The sequence below is a fragment of the Amycolatopsis jiangsuensis genome (assembly GCF_014204865.1).
GTDB classification, from domain to species: Bacteria; Actinomycetota; Actinomycetes; order Mycobacteriales; family Pseudonocardiaceae; genus Amycolatopsis; species Amycolatopsis jiangsuensis.
Window position 1 is genome coordinate 2,944,745 of record NZ_JACHMG010000001.1, and the last position, 24,696, is coordinate 2,969,440.

Annotated in this window: 23 protein-coding genes; 9 read left to right on the forward strand and 14 right to left on the reverse strand. The window is 70.8% G+C overall.

Going from position 1 to position 24,696, the window contains the following annotated elements; all coding sequences use genetic code 11:
* Positions 1-158 precede the first annotated feature (158 nt).
* Together BJY18_RS12900 and BJY18_RS12905 are read right to left on the reverse strand one after the other, a co-directional pair.
* Entirely contained in the window at positions 159-1,439 is a 1,281-nt protein-coding gene (locus BJY18_RS12900; protein WP_184780203.1) for an adenosylmethionine--8-amino-7-oxononanoate transaminase, read from the reverse strand.
* A gap of 396 nt (positions 1,440-1,835) precedes the next feature.
* Positions 1,836-3,053 carry a cytochrome P450 family protein gene (locus tag BJY18_RS12905; RefSeq protein ID WP_184780204.1) on the reverse strand — a complete coding sequence of 406 codons (1,218 nt, stop codon included), beginning with the start codon at positions 3,051-3,053 and terminating at the stop codon, positions 1,836-1,838.
* 174 nt (positions 3,054-3,227) lie between these two features.
* On the opposite strand from BJY18_RS12905, the gene BJY18_RS12910 reads away from it, so the two are divergent.
* A complete protein-coding gene (locus BJY18_RS12910) occupies positions 3,228-3,857 on the forward strand; it encodes a nucleoside/nucleotide kinase family protein (RefSeq protein ID WP_184780205.1) in 630 nt (209 codons plus the stop codon).
* A 127-nt stretch (positions 3,858-3,984) separates the two neighbouring features.
* Here the strand turns inward: BJY18_RS12910 and BJY18_RS12915 are convergent, their stop codons facing one another.
* The 5 genes from BJY18_RS12915 to BJY18_RS12935 form a co-directional block, all read right to left on the reverse strand.
* On the reverse strand, positions 3,985-5,142 hold the full coding sequence (locus tag BJY18_RS12915) for a glycosyltransferase family 4 protein (protein ID WP_184780206.1): 1,158 nt from the start codon (positions 5,140-5,142) through the stop codon (positions 3,985-3,987).
* A gap of 80 nt (positions 5,143-5,222) precedes the next feature.
* Positions 5,223-6,284, reverse strand: a complete 1,062-nt coding sequence (locus BJY18_RS12920) for an NlpC/P60 family protein (RefSeq protein ID WP_184780207.1) — start codon at positions 6,282-6,284, stop codon at positions 5,223-5,225.
* 427 nt (positions 6,285-6,711) lie between these two features.
* Entirely contained in the window at positions 6,712-6,939 is a 228-nt protein-coding gene (locus BJY18_RS12925; RefSeq protein WP_184780208.1) for a hypothetical protein, read from the reverse strand.
* Positions 6,940-7,449: 510 nt separating this feature from the next.
* Entirely contained in the window at positions 7,450-8,829 is a 1,380-nt protein-coding gene (locus BJY18_RS12930) for an NYN domain-containing protein (RefSeq protein ID WP_184780209.1), read from the reverse strand.
* 49 nt (positions 8,830-8,878) lie between these two features.
* A complete protein-coding gene (locus BJY18_RS12935; protein ID WP_184780210.1) occupies positions 8,879-9,463 on the reverse strand; it encodes a TetR/AcrR family transcriptional regulator in 585 nt (194 codons plus the stop codon).
* Between the two features lie 93 nt (positions 9,464-9,556).
* Between BJY18_RS12935 and BJY18_RS12940 the strand changes: the two genes are divergently transcribed.
* The 3 genes from BJY18_RS12940 (at position 9,557) to BJY18_RS12950 (ending at position 12,739) form a co-directional block, all read left to right on the forward strand.
* Complete coding sequence (locus BJY18_RS12940; RefSeq protein WP_184780211.1) at positions 9,557-10,597, forward strand: NAD(P)-dependent alcohol dehydrogenase; 1,041 nt, start codon at positions 9,557-9,559, stop codon at positions 10,595-10,597.
* 52 nt (positions 10,598-10,649) lie between these two features.
* A complete protein-coding gene (locus BJY18_RS12945) occupies positions 10,650-12,368 on the forward strand; it encodes a DEDD exonuclease domain-containing protein (protein ID WP_184780212.1) in 1,719 nt (572 codons plus the stop codon).
* A gap of 86 nt (positions 12,369-12,454) precedes the next feature.
* The gene (locus BJY18_RS12950; RefSeq protein ID WP_184780213.1) at positions 12,455-12,739 is read left to right on the forward strand and encodes an Lrp/AsnC family transcriptional regulator; all 285 of its coding nucleotides are present in this window, start codon (positions 12,455-12,457) and stop codon (positions 12,737-12,739) included.
* A gap of 73 nt (positions 12,740-12,812) precedes the next feature.
* Here the strand turns inward: BJY18_RS12950 and qcrB are convergent, their stop codons facing one another.
* From qcrB to ctaE, 4 genes are read right to left on the reverse strand one after another with little or no spacing between them, the layout of a single operon-like run.
* Positions 12,813-14,474: a cytochrome bc1 complex cytochrome b subunit gene (gene qcrB, locus BJY18_RS12955; RefSeq protein ID WP_184780214.1), complete on the reverse strand. Its 1,662-nt coding sequence runs from the start codon at positions 14,472-14,474 to the stop codon at positions 12,813-12,815.
* Positions 14,471-15,622: a cytochrome bc1 complex Rieske iron-sulfur subunit gene (qcrA, locus tag BJY18_RS12960; RefSeq protein ID WP_184780215.1), complete on the reverse strand. Its 1,152-nt coding sequence runs from the start codon at positions 15,620-15,622 to the stop codon at positions 14,471-14,473. Before qcrA ends, qcrB begins: the two co-directional genes overlap by 4 nt.
* The gene (qcrC, locus tag BJY18_RS12965) at positions 15,619-16,437 is read right to left on the reverse strand and encodes a cytochrome bc1 complex diheme cytochrome c subunit (protein WP_184780216.1); all 819 of its coding nucleotides are present in this window, start codon (positions 16,435-16,437) and stop codon (positions 15,619-15,621) included. The genes qcrA and qcrC overlap by 4 nt, the downstream gene beginning before the upstream one ends.
* 59 nt (positions 16,438-16,496) lie before the next feature.
* Positions 16,497-17,123, reverse strand: a complete 627-nt coding sequence (gene ctaE / locus BJY18_RS12970) for an aa3-type cytochrome oxidase subunit III (RefSeq protein WP_184780217.1) — start codon at positions 17,121-17,123, stop codon at positions 16,497-16,499.
* A gap of 95 nt (positions 17,124-17,218) precedes the next feature.
* Between ctaE and BJY18_RS12975 the strand changes: the two genes are divergently transcribed.
* The 3 genes from BJY18_RS12975 (at position 17,219) to trpD (ending at position 19,169) form a co-directional block, all read left to right on the forward strand.
* Positions 17,219-17,644, forward strand: a complete 426-nt coding sequence (locus tag BJY18_RS12975) for a hypothetical protein (RefSeq protein ID WP_184780218.1) — start codon at positions 17,219-17,221, stop codon at positions 17,642-17,644.
* 61 nt (positions 17,645-17,705) lie between these two features.
* Positions 17,706-18,119 (forward strand): hypothetical protein, encoded by a 414-nt coding sequence (locus tag BJY18_RS12980; protein ID WP_184780219.1) that lies wholly within the window; start codon positions 17,706-17,708, stop codon positions 18,117-18,119.
* 6 nt (positions 18,120-18,125) lie between these two features.
* Entirely contained in the window at positions 18,126-19,169 is a 1,044-nt protein-coding gene (trpD, locus tag BJY18_RS12985; protein WP_184780220.1) for an anthranilate phosphoribosyltransferase, read from the forward strand.
* 40 nt (positions 19,170-19,209) lie between these two features.
* Here trpD and BJY18_RS12990 read toward each other — a convergent pair whose 3' ends face one another.
* The gene (locus BJY18_RS12990; RefSeq protein ID WP_184780221.1) at positions 19,210-20,169 is read right to left on the reverse strand and encodes a GlxA family transcriptional regulator; all 960 of its coding nucleotides are present in this window, start codon (positions 20,167-20,169) and stop codon (positions 19,210-19,212) included.
* A gap of 83 nt (positions 20,170-20,252) precedes the next feature.
* Between BJY18_RS12990 and BJY18_RS12995 the strand changes: the two genes are divergently transcribed.
* Entirely contained in the window at positions 20,253-21,176 is a 924-nt protein-coding gene (locus BJY18_RS12995) for a DMT family transporter (RefSeq protein WP_184780222.1), read from the forward strand.
* Here the strand turns inward: BJY18_RS12995 and BJY18_RS13000 are convergent.
* A complete protein-coding gene (locus BJY18_RS13000; RefSeq protein WP_184780223.1) occupies positions 21,124-21,546 on the reverse strand; it encodes a cytochrome c oxidase subunit 4 in 423 nt (140 codons plus the stop codon). The two genes, BJY18_RS12995 and BJY18_RS13000, sit on opposite strands and share 53 nt — an antisense overlap.
* Positions 21,547-21,592: 46 nt before the next feature.
* Positions 21,593-22,540 carry an aa3-type cytochrome oxidase subunit II gene (ctaC, locus tag BJY18_RS13005; RefSeq protein ID WP_184780224.1) on the reverse strand — a complete coding sequence of 316 codons (948 nt, stop codon included), beginning with the start codon at positions 22,538-22,540 and terminating at the stop codon, positions 21,593-21,595.
* Between the two features lie 209 nt (positions 22,541-22,749).
* Here ctaC and asnB point away from each other — a divergent pair, with 209 nt between their 5' ends.
* Positions 22,750-24,684: an asparagine synthase (glutamine-hydrolyzing) gene (gene asnB / locus BJY18_RS13010; RefSeq protein WP_184780225.1), complete on the forward strand. Its 1,935-nt coding sequence runs from the start codon at positions 22,750-22,752 to the stop codon at positions 24,682-24,684.
* Positions 24,685-24,696 lie beyond the last annotated feature (12 nt).

A 24,696-nucleotide genomic window follows, 5' to 3' on the forward strand; every position in this document is an offset into this window, starting at 1 on the left:
CCGGCGAGGCGCCGATACGGACATAACGGTCATAAGCCGCTTGCGACAGCGGGACGAACGGGGGCAAATCCACCCGTCTCGGGGATGACAAGTACTTTGCGTCAACTCGCGTCGACACTCCGTGCACGATCCGGGCTCGCCGCCGCTTTCAGGTGAATTCACGCTTTCCGCGCCACCTCGCACATCGCGGAGGTGATCACGGCCAGGTCGCCGTCGCCGGTGACGTACGGCGGCATCGCGTAGACGAGGTTGCGGAACGGCCGCAGCCACGCCCCCGCGGCGGTCGCCACGTCGGTCGCCACCGCCAGGTCCACGTCGTGATCGAGCTCCAGCACCCCGATCGCGCCGAGCACCCGCACGTCGGTGACGCCCGGCAGCCCGCGCGCCGGTTCCAGACCTCGGCGCAGACCGGCTTCGATCCGGGTGACCTCGCGCGCCCAGCTACCGTCGGCGAGCAGGCCGATCGAGGCGTTCGCGACCGCGGAGGCCAGCGGGTTGCCCATGAACGTGGGGCCGTGCGCCAGCACCGGCAGCTCGCCCCGGGCGATGCCGCCGGCGATCCGCGGCGTGCACAACGCGGCGGCCATCGTCAGGTAACCACCGGTCAGCGCCTTGCCGAGGCACAGCACGTCGGGCGTCACGCCGGCATGCTCGGCGGCGAACATCCGGCCGGTGCGGCCGAAGCCGGTGGCGATCTCGTCGAAGACCAGCAGCACGTCGTGCTCCCGCGTCAGCTCCCGGAGGGCACGCAGGTAGCCGGGGTGGTGGAATTGCATGCCACCGGCGCCCTGCACCACCGGTTCCACGATCACTGCGGCCAGCTCCGGCGCGTGCCGTTCCAGCGCGGCGGCCAGCTCGTCCACATAGGACGGATCCGGTGGCGTGCCGAACCCCGCCGGCGGCGCGGGCACGAACACCTGCTCCGGCAGCACCCCGCACCACAGCGAGTGCATCCCGCCATCCGGATCGCAGACGCTCATCGGCGTGAAGGTGTCGCCGTGGTAGCCACCGCGCCAGGTCAGCAGCCGCCGTTTGCCGGGCAGGCCGCGGGAACGCTGATACTGCAGGCACATTTTCACGGCGACCTCGACCGACACCGAACCCGAATCGCACAGGAACACGTGCTGCAGCCCGTCCGGGGTGAGGTCCACCAGGCTCTTCGCGAGCGTGATCGCCGGTTCGTGGGTGAGCCCGCCGAACATCACGTGACTCATCCGCCCGGCCTGCTCCGCCAGCGCCGCGTCGAGCACCGGATGCCGGTAGCCGTGCACCGCCGCCCACCACGACGACATACCGTCGACGAGCTCGCGGCCGTCGGCGAGGCGGAGCCGCACCCCGCTCGCCTCGCTGACGAGCAGCGGAGGCACCCGCCCCGGCATCGGAGCGTAGGGATGCCACACGTGAGCGGCGTCGAGCGCGAGCAGGCCGGCGGAGTCCATGCCACGGACAGTAACCACCCGCCGCGGCCCGTGAATGTGACTGTCGCTACTGGGGTGGGATCGTCGCCAACGGCCAGTCGCTGCGGCTGTCGCTACAGCCGCCCGGCCAGGACGGCAGCCGAGCCGAGCCGAACCGGCCGCGACCGCGTTCGAGCGGCCACAGCCACCGCCACAACCACCGCCACAACCACTGCCGCCGAACCGCCCGGCCGCACAGTGGTCGAGCCGCTCGGCACTGACTGCCGCTACGGGCAGGCGACTCCCGCCGGGCCCGAGCCGCACGGCGCTGAGGGCCACTACGGGTGGGCCGCTCACCACCACACCCGGATCGCCCCACACGGATGGCTACGGCGGGCCGCTCACCACCACGCCCGGACGGCCCCACAGCGACTGCGGCTACGGGCGGGCGGCTCCCAGCCGCACGGGCAGTGCGTTCAGGCCGTGCACCAGCGTGCTCTTGCGGTAGTCCAGTTCGTCCTCGGGCACGGCGAGTGTCAGGTCCGGGAAGCGGTTCAGCAGGCCGCCGAGGGCGATCTCCGCTTCCAGCCTGGCCAGCGGGGCGCCCACGCAGTAGTGGATGCCGTGGCCGAACGCGAGGTGCCCGCCGGGCGGGCGGGTGACGTCGAGATCGTCCGGATCGGGGAACCGGCCCTCGTCGCGGTTGGCCGCGAGCAGCGAGACCTGCACGAACTCCCCGGCGGGGATGGTGCTGTCGCCGACCGGCACGTCCTCGGTGGTGTAGCGCATCGTGGCGAGGTTGATCGGCCCGTCGAAGCGCAGGAACTCCTCCACCGCACCGGGCAGCAGCTCCGGATCGGCACGCAGCTTCGCCGCCTGCTCCGGGGCCCGCAACAGGGCGAGCGTGGCGTTGCCGATCAGGTTCACCGTGGTCTCGTGCCCCGCCACGAGCAGCAGGAACGCCATCCCGACCAGCTCCTGCTCGGTGAGCGCGTCACCCTCGTCGGTGGCCAGCACGAGCGCCGAAAGCATGTCCTCGCCCGGTTCGGCGCGCTTGCCCTCGACCAGGCTCGCGAGGTAGCCGTGCATCTGCACCGCGGCCTGCTCGATCGCGCCGAAGTCCTCGGTCGCCCCGGCCAGCAGCGTGTTCGACCAGCCGGAGAACTCGCCGCGGTCCTCCGGGCGCACCCCGAGCAGCTCGCAGATCACCGTGATCGGCAGCGGCAGCGCGAACGCGGTCATCAGGTCGGCCTGCTCCTGCCCGGCCATCCCGTCGAGCAGCTCGCGGGTGATCTCCTCGATCCGCGGCCGCAGCCGGGCGACCGTGCGGGCGGTGAACGCCCGGTTCACCAACTTGCGCAGGCGCGTGTGGTCCGGCGGGTCGCTGTTGAGCATGTGGTCGCCGAGCAGGGTGCCCAGACCGGACAGGTTCTCCTCGCCGATCTTCGCGGCCAGCAGTTCGCGCGCCCCCTGGTTGCTCTTGCTCACCCGCGAATCGGTGAGCAGCGCCCGCGCGTCCTCGTACCCGGTGACGAGGTAGGAACCCCCGCCCCAGGACCCGTGGAACGGGCACACCGGCCCGCGCAGCTCGTCCAGTCGCTCGTGCGTGTGCTGCAGGAATCGGTCGTCGATCACCGGAAATTCCTCGACGCTCAACCCGGCCTCCCCGGTAGCGGTTCTCTAGCGCTCGGCCAGTACGGCTCCGCCGCTCTCGATCACGTGTCCTCCAGTATGCCCGCGACGCGGCACGCTCCGCCGCCGCCGGGGGAAGCCGCGCGCTCGCCATGATGGCACCGGGCATCGACAGAATCCGGTGCGAGACCATGAGGTGTGCGCTACCGCCCGATCTCCCCCGAGGTGCTGACCGCCGAGCTCACCGACCGGGTCGCCGCGCTCGCGCCCGGACGCCGGATCGCGGTCGCCATCGACGGCGCCGACCACGCCACCTCGGCCGCCGGACTGGCGGACTCACTGGCCGGCCCGCTGCGCGTGCGGGGCCGGGAGACGCTGCGGGTGTCCGCCCGGGGGTTCCTGCGCCCGGCGTCGCTGCGCTTCGAGCACGGGAAACGCGATCCGGACGCGCGCTACACGGACTGGCTCGACCTGGGCGGCCTGCGCCGCGAGGTGCTGGAACCGCTCGGCGACGGCGGTACCGGCGAGGTCCTGCCGGCGCTGTGGGATCCGTCCCGCGACCGTGCCACGCGGCTGCCCCGCGTTCCGGTCCCGGAAGGCGGCGTGGTCCTGGTGGACGGCGAGTTCCTGCAGGGCGCCGGCCTGGCATTCGACTTCGTGGTGCACCTGTGGCTCTCGCTGCCCGCGTTGCGCCGGCGGATACCGGACGACGATGCCTGGGCCCTGCCGGCGTACGAGCGTTACGAGGCCGAGGTGGACCCGAGCGCACTCGCCGACGTCGTGATCCGCGTGGACGATCCGCGACATCCGGCGGTGTATGAGCCCTGACCCGCCCGCGGGACCTGCACCGCACGGAACCGCCCGGCCACGATCACGGCACCGCCGCGAGTGACCGACATTCGTCCGCGATCACAGCAACGCCGGGAACGCCCGTCGTGGTCCGTGCGGTCGCTGTTCAGCGGACCGCGGCGACCGGTTCTCCGTCCAGCAGGCCCGAGAGGCGCTCGGCCATCACGTCCCAGCGCCAGTGTCCGGACACCCAGGCCCGGCCCGCCTCACCCATCCGCCGGGCCCGGACCCGGTCGGTCAGCAGCGCGGACAGCGTGTCGGCCAGCTGCTCGACGTCGCGGCCGTCGACGACGTGGCCGGTCACCTCGTCCAGCACCGCCTCGGGCGCTCCGCCCGAGGTGCCGGCGACCACCGGCAGACCGGTCGCGGACGCTTCCAGGTAGACGATCCCCAGGCCTTCGACGTCCAGGCCCCTGCCGCGGGTGCGGGCCGGCATCGCGAACACGTCACCGGCGTTGTAGTGCGCCGGCAGTTCCTCCCACGGCACCGAGCCGGTGAGCACCACGTCGCGCGCCACGCCCCGCTCCTCGGCCAGCTGGGTCAGGCGCTTGCGGTACGGGCCGCCGCCGACGAGCAGCAGGGCCGCGCCGGGCACCCGTTCGCGGATCGCGGGCAGCGCGTGCACCAGCATGTCCTGCCCTTTGCGTGGCACCAGCCGCGAAACGCACACCACGGTCGGCCGGTCACCGAGGCCGTGCCGGGCCCGGATTTCCTCGCGGGCAGCAGGATCCGGCGCGAACACCGCGGTGTCCACCCCGCTCGGCAGCATCTCCAAGCCGGCCAGCGGGCCGAAGGCCGCGGCGAACCTGCGGCGGGTGTACTTGCTGACGTAGGTGACCACGTCGACCGTGTCGCCGATCCGGCGCAACGCCTGCCGCGAACCCGGCAGCATCGACCAGCCGACCTCGTGCCCGTGCGTCGACGCGACCGCGCGCCGCGCGCCCGCCTCTCGCAACGGCTGCGCCAGCAACGCGAGCGGCGCGGCCGCACCGAACCACACGGCCTCGCACTCGCGGGAGCGCATGATCTGCTTCGCGCGACGCAGCACGTCCGGGGTCGGCAGCATCAGCGACGTCGGATGCCGCACGACTTCGAACGACGCCGCCGCGTCGAACTCGGTGTGCGAACCACTGCTGCCCTCCCACGAGGGGGCGTAGACCACGAGGTCGTCGCCCGGCAGCCGGGTGGCGAGCGAGTTGAGGTAGTTCTGGATCCCCCCGGGACGCGGCGGGAAATCGTTGGTCACGAGCAGGGTCCTCAGCACACCCGGAAGGCTACTGTCGGAGCGCGGACGACGAAGGGGCGGCACCGCGTGTGCGGTACCGCCCCGGTCGAGGACGCTGCTCAGGCCACCCGGCGGGCGCCCACGTACTGGCTCTGCAGCGGCGAGATCTTCACGACGTCGCCGGTGGTCGGCGCGTGCACCATCTTGCCGTTGCCGATGTACATGCCGACGTGCGAGACCGGCGAGTAGTAGAACACCAGGTCACCCGGCTGCAGCTGGCTGCGCTGCACCGGCGTGCCGAAGGTCGACTGCGCGCTGCTGGACCGCGGCAGCGAGACCCCGGCCTTCTCGTAGGCCCACTTCATCAGGCCCGAGCAGTCGAACTGGCTCGGACCGGTGGCACCCCATTCGTACGGGCTGCCCAGCTTGCTGAGCGCGGCCTGCAGTGCGGCATCCGCGGCCGGACCCGGAGCGTGGATGTTCGACGGCACCTCGCCGCCGGTGTCGCCACGCAGGCTCCGGTCGAGCGCGCTCAGCGACGGCTCGGTCTTCTTCAGCTGATCGATCTGGTCGTTCAGCTTCTTCTTCTTGGCCGTGATGTCGTCGGTCAGCTTCTTCGCGCCGTCCCGGGCCGTGGTGGCCCGCTCGGCGGCATCCGAAGCCAGGTTTTCCGCGTCCTTGGCCTGCTGGACCGCGCCGGCCAGCTTCTGCAGCGCGGCGTCCTTCTCCGCCGCGATCTGGTCGAGCGCGGCGGAACGGTCGAGGAACTCCTGGGTGGACGAACCGGCCAGCAACGCTGACAGCTTGTTCATCTGCACCCCGGACAGGAACGACGCACCGGCGAACTTGTCGACGTCCACCTTGTACTTCGCTTCGTCGGCCGCGGCGGCGTCGGACTGCGAGTGGGCGGTGTCGACATCGCCGTTGGCCTTGTCGAGGTCCTTCTGCTTGGCCTTGAGGTCGTCCTGTGCCTTCAGGAGGTCCTCGTTCGCCTTCTCGGCCTGTGCCGCGAGGTCGCGGTACTTGGCCAAGGCGCTCGAACCACCGGAGTCCGGCGGGGTCTGGAGGGCGGGGAGGGGGGCGGCGGTGGCGGCCGTCGGCTGTGCCACGGTGACGACTGCGATCACAGACGCCGCCGCGAGTGCACCTGACACCACGCGCTTGACTGGATGCGACTGCACGGTCGCGCGGGTCTCCTTTGCTTGTCGGGCCGCCTTCGCCGAAACCGCTGCGCCGTGAGGTCGGGGGCCCTCACTCAGGCGCCTGCGACGCCCGTGTTCCGGCCGCGGTGCACTGCACCGGCCTTCCCACGTGCGGTGTGGTTCCGGTAGTGGCTCCCCGACAAAGCCGTCCCGGCGGCGATCCCGCGTCGCCGTCCTGCCGACGGCTACCTGCCACGAGATCTCGGCCAGGTTACGAAAAGACCCGGGGCGCGTCCACCGGGGTCCGGACAAAAACTCTCCGTAGTGCGCGGAAACACCATCGGACCAGCGGCGAAGCAGAATGTGACGCGCGTCATACACTGAGTTGGCCCTGGGGATCGCTGTCATTACAGACCGTTCACCGCAGTGCCCCGACCGCTCGGCGAGCAGCCGTCACCCACCCGGGTCACGCCGGTTTACGGTCGGGCAACGGAACCAGCCGTAACCGGGGCACCATCCCCGCCTCGGCCAAGCTGTCGACAGCCCGCCGCTCGTCGGCGTCCCACACCACCCAGGCCGGAGGCCCGAGCAGCACACTCACGACACACCCGGAACACGCCCTCCCCCGCACCGCGCACCGATCACAGTCGACGACCAGCGTGCCGCTCCCGTCCGCGGTCGCTCCCTCCGGCACGGCACTCTGCGGCGTGGCACCGTCTGGCTCGATGCCGGCTGCCGCGGCACGTGGACGCCCCGGATCCGGCGGTTGCTTCGGGCGCCACGGCGACTGAGCCGCGGGCGGTGCCGAAGCAGGTGGTGACGAAGCGGTTGGCGACGAACCGGGTAGCTGACCCACAGCGGATCCTGACGCGGGCGACTGCAGTGCCAACGGCGAGCGCTGCGGCAGCGACGCCGCCGGGCGGGGAACGGGCGCCGGCTCGGTTTCCGCGCTTCCCGACCGGACCTCACTCATCTTGGCTGCCCCCGGCCGGCTTGGCTCCGGCCGGCTTGGCTCCGGCTTGCCGATATCCGGCTCGATGCCGTGCTGCCCACTGTGCCCACTGCGTCCACCGCACTGCCCACTGATCTCGTCCACGGCCGGCTCCTCCGGGTGTCCGCGTGTCCGGATCGGTTCCGGAGCACGTCCGGTTCGCACGGTAGGAAGCACCACCGACAGTTTCGGCTCAGTCGCGGGGCGAGCGGCTCAGACTCGACCCAATCGGCTGACGAGCACCGCCGACGGGACGGGGTGGGCGCCGGCCGCGCGGACCGAATCGGCCACTGCCCGGTCGGAGGTCGCGACGACCATCGGGCGGCCCTTCGGCTCGGCGGAGACCAGCGAGCGGATCACGTCGTCGGCCAGTACGCCGCGTTCGGAGAACAGCACGCGCACCCCGCGCGGCACCGAAGCCGGCACGGACAGCACGCCTGCCCCGTCGAACACCACGGTCACCTCCGCCGACGTACGCGCGGCCAGCGCGGACATCTGGTGCACCAAGCGATCCCGCTGATCCGCCAGCGCCAGTTCGGGATACCCGGTCTTGGTGACGTTGTAGCCGTCGACGATCAGGTGCACGTTCGGCAGCGCGAGGTGCCGGTCGAGCGACACGATGTCCGGGATCCGCCCACCGGGGCCGAGACCGGACCGCGCGCCGCTGACCATGTCGGCCGGGCGCGCGCCGCGGTCTCCCAAAGCCAGCTCGCGGCGCAAGCCGTGTACGGCGCCGTCGATGGTGTCCACGAGCAACGCCAGCCGCACCTCGTCGGCTTCGCGAGCTTCACGCGCCGACTGGCGGGCCATCTCGGCGTCGGCGACAGCGCGCTCGGCGCGCGTCCGTTCGGCAGCCACTCGACGACGCTCACGCTCGAGCTTCGCGGTGAGCGCTTCGAGCTCGAGCTGTTGCTCCGCTCCCCCGGTTCGCAGTTCGGCGCGCGCGGCCTCGGCCGCGTCCTTCGCCTGCCGCAGCTGCATGCCTTGTTCACGAAGCCGCCGTAGCAGCTTTTCGACTTCGCCTTCACGCTCTCCGCGCGCACTGTCCACTGCTTCGCGGGCATGCTCCAGCTCCGCGCGCAGTTCGACAACTTCCGCCTCGAGCCGTTGGTTCCGAGCGAGCACTGCGTCCCGCTCCGCGCGCAACGCCGTCTCCTCGGCGTTCTTCGCGACGAGCCGGACCCGCCCGGCGGCACCCGATTCCCCGAGCAGCACAGCCGCGGCCGCCGCGACCACGGTGTCGCCGGCATTCGGGTCCAGCGCGTCCGTGCGATGTTCCCGCAACCACTCGAGCACTGCGGTACGGAACTGCGCCGAATCACCGAGAGCGGACAACAGCGCCGTGCCGCCAAGCTTCGCGCGCTTCGCCGGCGCGAACTTCGCCACGGGCCGCAGTTGCCGTGGCACGTCGGCGGCGGGCAGCTTCGCGACCGCCGCCGCGGTCAGCTCGGCGATCCGCTCCCGCACCGCCGCCGGTAGGTTCGCCCACGACGCCGGTTCGGGCACCGGAGCGTCCGGCTGAGCCCGCGCCGGAACCTCCGAGGGGCCTGCGGCCTCCTCGGGTTCCTCGGGGTGCACGGGCTGGGGGTGCATTGGTCCAGGGTAGGCCTCGGCGGCGGATCCCGCGCCGTCTGGGACGCGCTCAGCCGGCGGCCACGGCACGGCGGACGCTCTCCCGGAGCAGACCACGGCGCCGCTCGTGCACCTCGGCGGCTTCTCCGGCGGTGGCGGCGTAGACGTTGCTGACCGGCGACCAGGCCATCGACATGGCGATGACCATGGCCATCAGGTCGAACGGCTCGCCGGGGCGCACGGTCCCGGCCTCCTGCTCCGCGACGATCGCGTCCAGTTTGTGACCGGTGCGCTCCATCGCGTTCTCGACCAGGTGCCCGGCCGGACGGCGTTCGAGCCGGGCCCAGGTCGCCAGCCGGATGAGGTCGGGGCGGAGCAGGTACCGGTCGTAGAGGCGCACCGCCCAGTCGGCGAGATCCGGACCGATCGGGACGGCGTCGACGATCTGGTCCAGCGACGCGGTGAAGATCGTGTCGAACAGCTTTTCCTTGCTGCCGAAGTACCCGTAGAGCTGGGCCTTGTTGGTACTCGCCTCGGCCACGATCCGCTCCACCCTGGCGCCGGCGATGCCGTACTCGGCGAATTCCCGGGTCGCCACCTCGACGATGCGCTCGCGGGTCGCGGTCCCCCTCGCCGTACGGGGCTGTGCGGACATGCACCCAGATTAGCAACAGAACAGTTGGTTTGCCTTACACGGGAACGCCCGCTACGGTTAATAGACCGAACAGTCTGTTTGAAAGGCAGCACCATGCGCACCACGAGCGGATACCAGGCCGAGGGCACCCCGGCGGTGCTGGAACGGACCACCCTCGAGCGGCGGGACCTGCGTCCGGACGACATCGCCGTGCGAGTGGACCACTGCGGGGTCTGCCACACCGATCTGCACGCACTCGACGCACACTCCCCCGGCGGGCTCCCGCTCGTGCCCGGCCACGAGTTCACCGGCGTGGTGACCGAGGCCGGCGGCGAGGTCACCCGGTTCCGGCCCGGCGACCCGGTCGCGGTCGGCAACATCGTCGACTCGTGCGGCATCTGTCCGCCGTGCCGCGCCGGGCAGGAGAACTTCTGCCGGGAGTTCCCCACGCTGACCTACCAGGGCACCGACCGCCACGACGGCTCGACCACACTCGGCGGCTACTCCCGCGAGTACGTCGTCCGGGAGGCGTTCGCCTATCCGCTGCCGGACGGCCTCGACCCGGCGGCCACGGCACCGCTGCTCTGCGCGGGAATCACCGTCTGGGAGCCACTGCGGTCGCTGGGCGCGGGCCCGGACACGCGCGTCGCGGTGGCCGGGCTGGGCGGGCTGGGACACCTGGCGGTGAAGCTCGCCGTCGCGCTGGGCGCGGAGACCTCGGTGATCAGCCGATCTGCGGACAAGGCGGAGGACGCCCGCCGGCTCGGCGCGCGGGACCTCGTCGTGTCCACCGATCCCGCGCAGGTGGCCGCCGCACGCGATCGCTTCGACATCGTCATCGACACCATCGCCACCGAACACGACCTCAAGCCCTATCTCGGGATGGTGGCCATGGACGGCACGCTGAGCCAGGTCGGCTACCTGGGCAGCTCCACCGTCGAGATGATGGACCTTCTGGCAGGGCGCAAGAAACTCAGTTCCGCGGGCAGCGGTGGCCGTCCGGCGACCGCGGAGCTGCTGCGGTTCTGCGCGGAACACGGCGTGACGGCGGACGTCGAAGTGCTGCCCTCGGCCCGGGTCGCCGAGGCAGTGGACCGCCTCCGCCGCGGCGATGTCCGCTACCGCTTCGTCCTCGATCTCTCCGATCTGGACTGAACGACCGCGGCGTGCCCGGGATTGTCGGTGGGCGGCCCTACTGTGCGCGATCATGGAGACGCGTCCCGACCGTTCCCCGGCACAGCTGGCGTTCGACGAACTCGGCACCCCGCTGCGGGACACCACCTTCGTCGTGTTCGACCTGGAGACCACCGGGACCAAACCGGGGCCGGACGGGATCACCGAGATCGGCGCGGTCAAGGTCCGCGGCGGGCAGGTGCTGGGCGAGTTCGCCACGCTGGTGAACCCGGGCGCGCCCATCCCGCCGCAGGTCGTGGAGCTGACCGGGATCACCCAGGCGATGGTCTACGACGCGCCGCGCATCGACCGGGTGCTGCCGGCGTTCCTGGAGTTCATCTCCGGAGCGGTGCTGGTGGCGCACAACTCCGGCTTCGACACCGGGTTCATGCGGGCGGCCTGCGAGGGCCACGGTTACGTGTGGCCGCGCGCCACGGTCATCTGCACGGTGAAGCTGTCGCGACGGGTGATTCCGAGAGAAGAAGCACGCAGCTACCGTCTCTCGTCGCTGGCCATGCTCCTCGGCGCGCGTACCCGGCCCACGCACCGGGCGCTCGACGACGCCCGCGCCACTGTGGACGTACTGCACGCGTTGCTGGAGCGGGTCGGCAACCTCGGCGTGCACACCGTCGAGGAGCTCGCCGACTACCTACCCGAGGTCACACCCGCGCAGCGCCGGAAGCGGCATCTGGCGGCCGATCTTCCCGCACGGCCGGGCGTCTACCTGTTCAAGGGGCCGAACGACGAAGTGCTGTACGTCGGCACCGCGCGCGATCTGAAGCGGCGCGTGCGCTCGTACTTCACGGGTTCGGAGAGCCGCGGCCGGATCCGCGAGATGGTGGCGCTGGCCGAGCGCGTGGACGCGGTCGAGTGCGCGCATTCCCTCGAGGCCGAGATCCGGGAGCTGCGGCTGATCGCGGCGCACCGGCCCGCGTACAACCGCCGTTCGAAGAATCCGCACCACGCGTGGTGGGTGAGTCTCACCGACGAGGCGTTTCCCCGGCTGTCGGTGGTACGGCTCCCCCGCGCGGGCACGCTCGGCCCTTTCCGCAGCCAAGCCGACGCGCGTACCGCGGCCGAGACGCTCGCCGACGCGACCGGGCTTCGCACCTGTACGCAACGAATCCCGGCCACGGCCGCCGCCGGCACTCCGTGCGTGCTGGCGGAGCTGGGCCGTTGTGGCGCGCCGTGCGCGGGGCGGCAGAGCGTCGCGGAGTACGCGCCTGCCGTCGACGTGACCCGCGGACTGATCACGGGTCGAGACGGCCGTTCGCTGCACCTGGCCGCGGACCGGCTGGAGCGGCTGTCGGACGGGCAGCACTACGAACAAGCCGCACGGCGCCGTGACGAGCTGGCCGCCCTCGTACGCGCCGTCGGCCGGGCGCATCGACAGGCCGCGCTCGCGTCGATCGCGGAGCTGATCGCCGCCGCCCCGGACGGCAACGGTGGCTGGGAGCTCACCGTGATCCGGCACGGCCGCCTCGCCTCCGCCGGCGTCGCCCGGCGCGGCGTACCACCGATGCCGGTGGTCGAGGCTCTGGTGGCGGCCGGAGAGACGGTGCTGCCCGGCGAGGGACCGCTGCACGGTGCGTCCGGCGAGGAAGTGGGCGTCCTGCTGCGCTGGCTCGCCCGCCCCGGCACCCGGCTCGTCCGCACCACCCGCCCCTGGGCCGAACCGGCAGCCGTCGCCGGCTGGCGTGACTGGCTCGAGCGCGTCTCGGACGCCCGCGGGCTCGAACACCTCGCCGGCTGAGCCGCGGGAAGCCGAACCGGGAAGCCCGGGGTGTTCCCGGCTACGATCGCGCTCTACCGGTTACCGCCAGGGAGTGGAGGAACGCTGTGATCACGGCGATCGTGCTGATCAACGTAGAGGCCGAGGAGATTCCGGAGGCCGCGCAGGCGATCGCGGATCTCGACGGGGTCGGGGAGGTCTACTCCTGCGCCGGCGACGTCGACCTCATCGCCACCGTCCGGGTGGGTGCCCACGAGGACCTCGCCGACCTCATCCCCGGCCGGATCGGCAAGGTCCGCGGCGTGCTCGACACGGTCACGCACATCGCGTTCCGCTCCTATTCGCGGGCGGACACCGATTCGGCGTTCGAGATCGGCGTCGAAGGCGCCTGAGCACGCCTCCCGCACGAACGGCGAAGGCCCCTCCACCCGAGAACCGGGTCGAGGGGCCTTCGCCGTTCGTGGGTCACTGCTCGGGGCTGCGCTGCTCCGACGGGGCGCCGGTCAGCTGGGGGCTGCCCAGCTCGCCATGCCCGTTGTGGTCGTGCGCACGCTCCAGCGCGGCGGTCTCCTCCGCCGGATCGGGCGTCCAGATCGAACCCGGGACGGCGTGGCCCGCGGTGCCGAGCTTGTTCATCTTCTTCGGCACCGCCGCGCCCTGGTACTCGAGCGGGATGGCGTGGCCGTGGCTGTCCACGCCGCCCAGCGGCTGGTGGACCTCGATGAACTCACCGTGCGGCAGGCGCTTGATGATGCCCGTCTCGACGCCGTGGTCGAGCACCTCACGGTCGGCCCGCTGCAGGCCCAGGCAGATCCGGTAGGTCACGTAGTACGCGATCGGCGGCACGACCAGCACGCCGATCCGGCCGGCCCAGGTGGTCGCGTTCAGCGAGATGTCGAAACTGTCGGCGATGATGTCGTTGAAGCCGGACAGCTCGATCACCGCGAAGAACCCGAGCGCCATCATGCCCAGCGCGGTGCGGACCGGGGCGTCGCGCGGCCGCTGGAGCAGGTTGTGGTGCGCGGTGTCCTTCGACAGCTTCCGTTCCAGCATCGGATAACTGAGCAGCAGGCCGAACAGCAGCGGCATCCCGATCGCCCCGGGGAAGAAGACCGCCGGGATCGTGTAGTTCCCGAGATAGACCTCCCAGGCGGGCCAGATCCGCAGCATGCCGTCGGCCCAGGCCATGTACCAGTCCGGCTGTGAACCGGCCGAGACCATGGACGGGTTGTACGGCCCGAAGTTCCACACCGGGTTGATCTGGAAAATCCCGGACATCAGCGCGAGCACACCCACGACCAGGGTGAAGAATGCCCCGCCCTTGAGCGCGAAGTAGGGCACGATGCGCACGCCGACGACGTTCGTCTCCTTGCGCCGCACCCCCGGGAACTGGGTGTGCTTCTGGTACCAGACCAGCGCAAGGTGCGCGCCGACCAGCGCGAGCATGATGCCCGGGATCAGCAGGATGTGCAGGGTGTAGAGCCGCGGGATGATCTGGTCGCCGGGGAACTCCCCGCCGAACAGCGCCCAGTGCAGCCAGGTGCCGACCACCGGCACGGACAGCACGATGCCGGACAGGGTGGCCCGGATCCCGGTACCGGAGAGCAGGTCGTCCGGCAGCGAGTAACCGAAGAAGCCCTCGAACATGCCCAGGATCAGCAGCAGCCCGCCGATCATCCAGTTCGCCTCACGCGGCTTGCGGAACGCGCCGGTGAAGAAGATCCGGAACATGTGGATCATCATCGACGCGACGAAGATCAGCGCCGCCCAGTGGTGCAGCTGGCGCACGAACAGGCCGCCCCGCACGTCGAACGAGATGTCCAGCGTCGTCCGGAACGCCTGGGACATCTGCATGCCCTGCATGTTCTGGAAGCTGCCGTGATAGGTCACTTCCTGCATGGAGGGGTCGAAGAACAGCGTCAGGTAGACCCCGGACAGCAGGATGATGATGAAGCTGTAGAGCGCGATCTCGCCCAGCAGGAACGACCAGTGCGTGGGGAAGACCTTGTTGAACTGGTGGCGCAGGCCCTTGGCGAGCTTGTAGCGCTGGTCCGCGTTGTCCGCGGCCTCGCCGAGGTGCTTCTCGAGGCCGCTCGTCCCCTTGGTCGGAGTGGTGAGTGAACTCATGACTTACGCTCCCAGAAGGCCGGGCCGATGGCCTCGATGAAATCGCCCTTCGCGACCAAGTATCCCTCGTCGTCAACCGTGATCGGAAGCTGCGCCAGCGGCCGGGTGGCCGGGCCGAAGATCGGCTTGGCGTAGTGCAGGGCGTCGAACTGGGACTGGTGGCACGGGCACAGGATGCGGTTCGTGCGCTGCTCGTACAGCGAGGTCGGGCAACCCACGTGACTGCAGATCTTCGTGTACGCGTAGTAGTCGCCGAAGTTGAAGTCTTCCTGGTTCTTCCGCTTGACCACGCGCGCGGCGTCGGTCGGGCGCAGCCGGATGAGCATGACCGGGTTGTCCACCCGGGTCAGCGCCTCGGCCAGCGCCTCACGGTCGCCCTTCTCCGAATCGCGGTACGGGAAGACCGTCTCCATGGCGCCGGCGTCGAGGTCCTCGGCCCGCACCAGGGTGACGCCCTTCTCGACCTCCTCGTCCAGGTTGCCGATGTTGCGCCGCAGGTAGACCTTCTCGCCCTCGAACTTCGGCAGCCAGCCGGTGTGCCAGAGGCCGTCCTCGTTCTCGGTGTCCTTCCACGGGTCCTTGATGAAGGACGCGACGGGCAGCGCGGCGACCGCGAGGCCGAGCGCGCCGGCGCCGGCACCCGCGGTGCGCTTGATCAGCGACCGGCGGGCGATCGTGCTGCGGTTCCCCGCGTCGGCAAGGTGCGCCACGATCGTGGCCCGGTCGACCTCCTTCGACGGACCGTCGCCACGCTGCTGCACAGCGGTCTCGTGCGGCACGAACTTCTTCGTGTAGACGATCACGCCGATGCCCAGGAACAGCACCGCGAGGCCGAGCGAGACGCCCAGCGCCGGGGTGTAGAGGCTGTAGGTCGCGTGCCCGCTGGGGTCACTCGGGTCCTTGTACTCCCACCAGTGCGGCCACGCCATGACCACGACGAACGCCAGCCCGAACAGCGCGGACAGCGCGAACCAGAGCGCCACCAGGCGCTGCGCCCGCCGCTCCGCGCGGGTTCCTTCGACCGGCCACGGGGTCGGGTAGTCGACGATCTCGACGCCGTCCAGCTGCCCGCCGAGCTTGAGCAGCTGGTCGCGGTCCATCTCCGCGAGTTCCGCCTCCGAGGGCGGCTGGGGCCCTTCGGCACTCATGCCTTCGATCCAATCCACAGAGTGATGCCGACCAGCGCGGCGATTCCGACGACGAACGCGATCACGCCCTCCGAAGCGGGCCCCACCCCGCCGAGACCGTTGCCGCCCGGGTTGTTGTTGCCGTCGGACACCGACTTCACGTAGGCGATGATGTCCTTCTTCTCCTCCGGGTTGAGCTGCCGGTCGGAGAACTTCGGCATGTTCTGCGGCCCGGTGAGCATCGCGTCGTAGATCTGCTCCTCGGTGGCCGGGTCGAGGTCCGGCGCGTACTTGCCGGCCGACAGCGCGCCACCGCGGCCGGTGAAGTTGTGACACGAGGCGCAGTTGAGCCGGAACAGCTCGCCACCGCGGGCCGGGTCGCTGCCGCGCAGCGCCTCGCCGCGCTCCTCGGGCCGCTGCGCGCCGCCACCGTGCGCCTGTACGTAAGCGCCCACCGCGTCGATCTCGCTCGGCGTCAGCTTCGGCGGCTTCCGCGCGGCCTGCGCCTCCTGGCGGGCCGCGGGCATCCGGCCGGACGACGTCTGGAAGTACACCGCCGCGTCGCCGATGCCGATCAGGCTCGGACCGCGGTCCTGCACACCTTCCAGGTTCGCGCCGTGACACTCGATGCAGGTGTTGTTGTAGACCTGCTCACCCTGGCGCAGCAGCGCCGGATCGCCCTGGGCCTGCGCGGTCTGCGGCTCCGGCGCGAACACGGCGTACAGCGCACCGGCTCCCACCAGTGCGACGCCGAGCGCGACCGCGCCGGCGAGGCGCCGGCGCAGCTTCGAGCGCGCGCGCGAGCGGCGCTCCGGGGACTTCTTGCTGGTGGTCATCTTGCGGCAACCCTTGCTGTCAGTTCAGGCCGATGGTGCGAGGTGGGCGGCGGAGGCGATCACGGAAGGATGTAGATCACCGCGAAGAGGCCGACCCACACGATGTCCACGAAGTGCCAGTAGTACGACACGACGATCGCCGAGGTGGCCTGTGCGGGCGTGAACTTGCTGAGCTTGGTGCGGATCAGCAGGTAGACGAACGCGAAGAGCCCGCCGATGACGTGCAGGCCGTGGAACCCGGTGGCGAGGTAGAACACCGTGCCGAACGGCCCGGACGGGATGGTCAGCCCCTCCTCGACCAGGTTGTGGTACTCGTTCGCCTGCCCGAACACGAAGATCGCGCCCATGATCAGCGTGACGATGTACCAGCGGCGCAGGCCGAACACGTCGCCGCGTTCCGCGGCGAACACGCCGAACTGGCAGGTCAGCGACGACAGCACGAGGATCACCGTGAACGGGATCGCGTACCCGACGTTGAGGTGGAATTCCTCGCCGTGCAACGGCGGCGGCCAGGACGCCCCGGCCGGGTTCTGCGCCTTGACGGTGAAGAACATGGCGAACAGTCCGGCGAAGAACATGAGTTCGCTGGACAGCCACACGACGGTGCCGACACTGACCATGTTCGGCCGGTTCAGCGAGTGGACCCGCTGGCTGATGGTGGGAGCTGCCGTTGTCACGGATCGCATTATGTCCTCCCGCGCCGCCACCCCGCCTGCCGGGTCCGCGGCGGGTCGTGGGAGCTTCGCATCACACCCGTAACCGGCGGAGGGAGCGGCTACTCGTGAGTTGGCTGCAGAAGCTGCGTGACCTGGCCGGAAAGCCGAAAACCCCCGGTCTGACGCCCGACACGCCCGATCTGCGGGTCGTCGTGGCCGCCTTCGATCCGGCGGTCGCCGACTCGGACGTGCTCGAGAGTTCACCTGCCTGGGTCACCTCCGCGCCCGCGGTGCTGACCCACCACCTGAGCCTGCCCGCGGGGCGGATCGCCGAGGCAGCCGGCATTCTCGCCCAGGACGGCTACGAACTGCGGGAACAGGGCCGGGACGGGGACCGGGTACTGGCGCACGCGGTGCGGGTGCAGGTGCTCGACGCACTGCACTGCGCGCAGGAACGCGCGCGGATGGCGGGCCTGGCGCAGCGCCTCGGCGGTGACGCGCTCGGCTGGGACGCGCGGCAACCGGGTGACGCACCGACCGCGTCCGCGTGAGATGTGTCTCGGCGGATAGCATCACGGACGTTCCACGCGCGACGAGACGGAGGCGGGCTCAATGAGCGAGCAGTCCCAGCGGATCCTGGTGTTCAGCCACAAGGCCGGGGTGCGGGAGGCGATCATCAACGCCGTCGGCCGGCGGCCCGCGGCCGACCTGGGCCGGGTCGAGTACGTGGAGGCGGCCGGGGTCGCGGATGTGCTCGCCGAGCTGGACGCGGGCACCGTCGACCTGGCCATCCTGGACGGGGAGGCGCAGCCGACCGGCGGCATCGGCCTCACCCGTCAGGTGAAGAACGAGATCACCGACTGCCCGCCGATCGTCGTGACCGTCCGCAGGCGCGACGACCGCTGGCTCGCCACCTGGTCGCAGGCCGACGCCGTGCTGGAGCACCCGCTCGACCCGCTGACCGCGGCGGAGACCGTCGCCGGCGTGCTGCGCGCAGGGCGGGTTCCCGCCGTCAACGGCGGCTGAGCCGCGGTGGGAAGCACCCCGACCACGGCGGCGACCTGGCCGGCCCTGCTCACCCGGCTCATCGCGCGGGCCGATCTGCCCGCCGAGGACACCGCGTGGGCGATGGACCAGATCATGTCCGGCGCGGCCACCCAGGCGCAGATCGGCGGGTTCGCGGTCGCGTTGCGGGCCAAGGGTGAGACGCCGGAGGAGATCTCCGGGATGGCCGACGCGATGCTCGCGCACGCGCGCCGGATCGAGCTGAGCCGCCCGGCGGTCGACATCGTCGGCACCGGCGGCGACCGCTCGAATTCGGTGAACATCTCCACGATGGCGACGATCGTCACGGCCGCGGCCGGCGCGCCGGTGGCCAAGCACGGCAACCGCAGCGCCTCGTCGAAGTCCGGGGCCGCGGACGTGCTCGAAACGCTCGGCGTGAAGATCGACCTGCCGCCCGCGGCCGTCCGCGCGTCGCTGGAGCAGATCGGCATCGGGTTCTGCTTCGCGCCGGCCTTCCACCCGGCGTTCCGGCACACCGGCCCGCCGCGGCGCGAGCTGGGCGTGCCGACCACGTTCAACCTGCTCGGTCCGCTGACCAATCCGGCGCAGCCGCGCAGCGCGCTGATCGGCTGCGCCTACGCGGACAAGACCCACGTGCTGGCCGAGGTGTTCGCGCGCCGCGGGATGTCCGTGCTGGTCGCCCGCGGGGACGACGGCCTCGACGAGATCACCACCACCACGACCACGTCGGTGTGGGTGGTCTCCGGCGGCACCGTGACGGAACGGACGCTGGACCCGGCGGCGCTCGGCATCGCCCGCGCCACCGCCGAGGACCTGCGCGGCGGCGACGCGGCCGCCAACGCCGAGGTGATCCGCGAGCTGGTCGGCGGCAGGACCGGCCCGGTGCGCGACGCGGTGGTGCTCAACGCAGCCGCCGCGCTCGCCGCGTTCAGCGGCTTTTCCGGCTCCCTGGAGGACGATCTGGGCGCCGGGCTGGACCGCGCCCGCCAGGCCATCGACAGCGGTGCCGCGGCGGCCCTGCTGGACCGCTGGATCGCGTTCGGCCACTGAGCACTCGCGCCGAAGCTTCGGGGCCCCGGTCCACCGCGGTTCAGCGGGCGAACGCGGCGCGGTAGGCGCTCGGCGTCGTTGCTCGCAGGCGGGTGAACTGGTGTCGGAGCGCCGCCGATGACGAGTAGCCGCACGCCGTCGCGATGTCCTCGATGGACAGCAGGCCCTGTTCCAGCAGGTCCTGGGCACGGTCGAGGCGGCGTTCGGTGAGCCAGCGGTGCGGCGTGGTACCGGTGGCGGCGGCGAACCGGCGCAGGAACGTGCGCTCCCCCAGCCCGCTGCGGCGCGCGAGCTCGGCGACGGTGAACGGCCGGTCGAGCCGCCGTTCGACCCATTCCAGGGCCTCGGCGACCACGGCGTCGTCCGGGGCCGCGGTGGCCGGGACCGGGGCCTGCACGAACTGCGCCTGCCCGCCGGCGCGGTGGGGTGCCGCGACCATCCGCCGGGCCAGTGCGGTGGCCGCGGCGACCCCGCGCGTCCGCCGGACCAGGTGCAGGCACAGGTCCACGGCGGCGACCGTGCCGGCGCTGGTGAACACGCCGCCGTCCTCCGCGTAGAGCGCCTGCGGATCCACCCCGGCGGCCGGGAACTGACGGCGGAATTCCGCTTCGTAAGCCCAGTGCACGGTGCAGCGCCGGCCGTCGAGCAGGCCCGCGTGCCCGAGGGAGAACACTCCCGCGCAGAACCCCGCGACCCAGGCGCCGCGCTCGGCGGCTACGCGCAGCGCGGCCAGTACCGGCTCCGGCGGCGGGGCTGTGCGAGGTGCGCAGGTGGGCACGATCAGCAGCTCGGCCGACGCGGCGAAGTCCAGGTCGCGCACACCGTTCAGCCCGAATCCGGACCAGCTGGCCACGTCGGCGCCACCGGGCGAGCAGACCCCGAAGTCCCAGCCCGGCATGTCGTCCGCACTGCGGTCGGTGCCGAACACCTCGCACGCGACCCCCAGTTCGAACGGCGAGACCCGGTCCGCCAGCAGCACCGCGACCCGTCGTACGTCCATGACCGACAGCATGTCACAAGTTTTGCGACCGCTGTCATCTCTGACACTGGTCGGCTCGGGCCGCGGAGCCGAGCCTGGAACGCATGACGAATTCCGAATCCCGCCCGCTCCTGCAGTGGTCCGCCGCGATGGCGCTGTCCGGCACGATCGGTGCCGTCGTCCTCGCCAGCGGTGCCGCCGCCCCAGCGGTCGCTTTCGCACGTTGCCTCGTCGGCGGTCTCCTGCTCGTGGTGTGGTGCCTCGCGCGCGGCTGGTTTCGCGGGTGGCGGCCGCCGCGACGCGACATCGTGACGGCTGTGCTGGGCGGGCTGCTGCTCGTGGGCAACTGGGTGCTGCTGTTCGCGTCGTACGCGCTGTCGTCGATCTCGGTGAGCACAGTCGTTTACCACACCCAGCCGTTGATTCTGGTCGGTCTGGCAGCGGTGTTCCTCGGTGAGAAGGTGTCTCGTTCCCATCTCGCCCGCGCAGGCGTGGCCTTCGCTGGTGTGGTGGTGATCGCGCTGTCCGCGCACGCCGACGACGGGCAACCAGTGCGCTTTGCGGGCATCGCACTCGCCCTGGCGGCGGCCGTGCTCTACGCGGGAGCTTCGATGGTCGCGAAGCAGCTGAAGCACATGCGGCCGCACTTGCTGGCCGCGGTGCAACTGGTGACCGGCACGGTCGTGCTGGCGCCGGCCTTGGCCTTCACGCCGCTACCGCACTCCGTGCCGGGTCTACTGTGGCTCGTCCTGCTCGGCGCGGTGCACACCGCGGTGCTGTACGTGCTGATGTACGCGAGCATCGGCAAGCTGCCGACCACGACGGTCGCGCTGCTGTCCTACCTGTACCCGGTGGTCGCGGTGATCGTGGACGTGCTCGCCTTCGGCCATCGCCTGAGCTGGCTCGAAGCGCTGGGCATGCTCGCGGTGCTCGCCGCCGCGCTGGCTCCGCGGCGCGGCGGCGCACCGGCCGCGGTCAGTCGTGTTCCGGGGCGGTGTGGTACTCGAACACCAAGCCGCCGATCGTGATCAGCAGCGCCACGACCGCCATCACGAGCAGCCAGATGTGGAAGAACGCCAGCGCCAGGCCGGCGAGCGCGGCCGAGGCGGCGAGCCCGATCGGCCAGTAGCTGCCGGGACTGAAGAAGCCCAGCTCCCCCGCGCCGTCGCTGACCTCGGCGTCCTCGCGGTCCTCCGGACGCGGTTCGATCCGGCGGGACACGAACTGCAGGTAGCTGCCCGCGAGGAACGCGAGGCCACCGGTCAGCAGGAGCGCGACGATGCCGACCGGCTCGGCCTTCTGGTCGGTCGCGAAGAGGGCGGTCATCACCCAGTAGATGGCGGACATGACGACGGCGAACGCCGCCACCAGGTAGAAAATCCGGGCTTCGACCTTCATGGCCTTTTCCCCTACTCCTCTGGTTCGCCGGAACGGCCGGGTGGACTCAGTTGGACGCGGTACGTGCGGTGCGGTCGGTGTTGAACGGCTTGGTGGTCACCGCGTACGGGCTGCACAGCTCGCCGCAGTTCATCTCCGACAACGCCTCGGACGCCGTGTTCGGCACCCCGGTCTTCGGGTTGTTCTGGGTACGCAGCTTCAGGTACTGGTCGTACTTGTCCGGGGACAGCGCCCGCACCTCGAAGTTCATCACCGAATGGTAGGTACCGCACAGCTCCGCGCACCGGCCGACGAAGGAACCCTCGCGGTCGATGGAGTTCTGGAAGGAGTTGTCCTGGTTGTTCTTCTCCGGGTCCGGCATCACGTCGCGCTTGAAGTGGAACTCCGGGACCCAGAACGAGTGGATCACGTCGGTGGACCGCAGCCGGTACTCGATGGTGCGGTTCGTCGGCAGCACGAGCAGCGGGATCTCGCCGGAGGACCCGACGGTGCTCACCTGGCTGCCGTCCGGGCGCTTGGCGTTCGCGTCGTCGTACTTGAACTCCCAGTTCCACTGGAAGGCCACCACGTCGACGGTGACGTCCGGGTCCGGCTTCTTGTCCAGCACCTGGTTCTCGGTCGTCGCGGTGAAGAAGAACAGCACGCAGACCATGATCGTCGGGACGACGACGGTGAAGATCTCCAGCGGGATGTTGTACTGGAACTGACGGGGCAGGTCCTGCGGACCCTCGGCCGTCGCGTTCTTCTTCTTGCGGTGGAAGGTGGCGGTCCAGAAGATCAGGCCCCACACGATGACACCGACGACCAGGGCGGCGATGACCGTCCACGTCCAGAGGTTCCGCATCTGGTCGGCCTGCGGGGTCACCCCGACCGGCCAGCCGAAGCGGAGGACCTCGTCCCCGGAGCAGCCCGTCGCGGCGAGCGCGACGAACGCGACCAGCACGGTGATCCGCCCTGCCCGCTTGACCACCGGGGTGCGCTCTGGCTTTCCCACTGCGCCCTGCCCTTTCACCCAACCGGCCCCGGTCACCGGAGCCGCCTCCACCTTCTTCGTGACACGCGGAGCCTAGCCGAGTTGGCGCCTCCCGCTGACCAAGGGGGGACCAGTTGCGCCACGCGTCACCCACTGCCGGGGTACCCACTGCGCGGGCGGCATACTGGGCGCTTCCCCGGACCGGCCCGACCTGAGGTGTGTGAGTACGCGTGTGCGGCCTGCTTGGACTGATCTGCGCGACCGAAAGCGACGCGGCGAAGGCCCGTTCCGCCGTCGGCGTGGCCATGCACTGCCAGCGGCACCGCGGGCCCGACGAGCAGGACACCTGGGCCGACGCGGAGGTCGTCTACGGCTTCAACCGGCTCGCGTTCATCGACGTCGACCACGCGCACCAGCCGCTGGTGTGGGGCCCGCCGGAGGCGCCGGGCCGGTACACGCTCAACTTCAACGGCGAGATCTACAACTACCGCGAGCTGCGCGACGAGCTGGCGGAGAAGTTCGGTGCGAAGTTCGCCACCGAGGGGGACGGCGAAGCGATCGTCGCGGCTTACCACTACCTCGGCGCGGCGGCGGTGGAGAAGCTGCGCGGCATGTTCGCCTTCCTGATCTGGGATTCGGCGGAAAAGGTCGTTTTCGGGGCACGGGATCCGTTCGGGATCAAACCGCTTTTCTACTCCGAAGGCCCGCGCGGAGTGGCTTTCTCCAGTGAGAAGAAGTCGCTGCTCGAGCTGTCGGACACGCTCGGCGTGGCGCAGGAGCTGGACCGCACGGCACTGCAGCACTACCTGGTCCTGCAGTACGTGCCGGAGCCGGAGTCGCTGCACACGGCGATCCGCCGCGTCGAGTCGGGCACCTGGTTCCGCGTCACGCCGGGCGGGCAGCCCGAGTTCAGCCGCTACTTCCACCCGCAGTTCACCGCGAAACCGGTGCGCGGCGAGGCCGAGGCCGAGCAGCTGTACGAGCGCATCGCCGACGTGCTGCGGGATTCCGTCGGCAAGCACATGATCTCGGACCCGGACGTCACGGTCGGCGCGTTCCTGTCCGGCGGCATCGACTCCACGGCCACCGCGACCCTGGCCAAGGAGCACAACCCGAACCTGATCGCGTTCACCACCGGGTTCGAGCGCGAGGGGTACTCCGAGGTCGACGTCGCCGCCGAATCGGCCGCGGCGATCGGCGTGCGGCACGTCGTCCGCACGGTGTCCGCGGACGAGATGATGGAGGCGCTGCCGCTGATCGTCTGGTACCTCGACGATCCGGTCGCCGACCCGGCGCTGGTTCCGCTGTGGTTCATCGCGCGCGAGGCCCGCAAGCACGTGAAAGCCGTGCTGTCCGGCGAAGGCGCGGACGAGCTGTTCGGCGGGTACACCGTCTACAACGAGCCGATTTCGCTGGCACCGTTCGAAAAGGTGCCCGGAAGTGTGCGCAAGCTCATCGGGAAGGTGTCCACCAAGATCCCGGAAGGCACCCGCGGCAAGGACCTGCTGCGCCGTGGTGCGCTGTCGCTGGAGGACCGTTACTACGGCAACGCGCGCAACTTCCGCGACGAGCAGCTGCGCGCGGTGCTGCGCACCTACCAGGACGGCGTGGGGTTCAAGGACGTCACCGCCCCGTGGTACGACGTGTCGCGCGGCTGGGACCCGGTGGCCCGGATGCAGCACGTGGACCTCTACACCTGGCTGCGCGGCGACATCCTGGTGAAGGCGGACAAGGTCACCATGGCCAACTCGCTGGAGCTGCGCGTGCCGTTCCTGGACGCAGAGGTGTTCAAGGTTGCCGCTTCGATTCCCCTGGACCAGAAGCTCGCGCACGGCACCACGAAGTACGCGCTGCGCCAGGCTCTGGCGAAGATCATCCCGGCACACGTGCTCAACCGCCGCAAGCTGGGCTTCCCGGTGCCGATCCGGCTGTGGCTGCGCGGCGAGATGTACGACTGGGCGCGCGGCATCATCACCGACTCGAAGACCGACGAGCTGCTGGACAAGGCCGCGGTGCTGCGACTGCTGGAGGAGCACAAGGCCGGCCAGCTCGACCGCAGCCGCCAGATCTGGGCGCTGCTGGTGTTCATGCTGTGGCACGGGATCTTCGTCGAGCACCGGATCAAACCGGACATCCCGCAGCCGGTGTACCCGGTCAAGCTCTGACGCCTCGTGGGT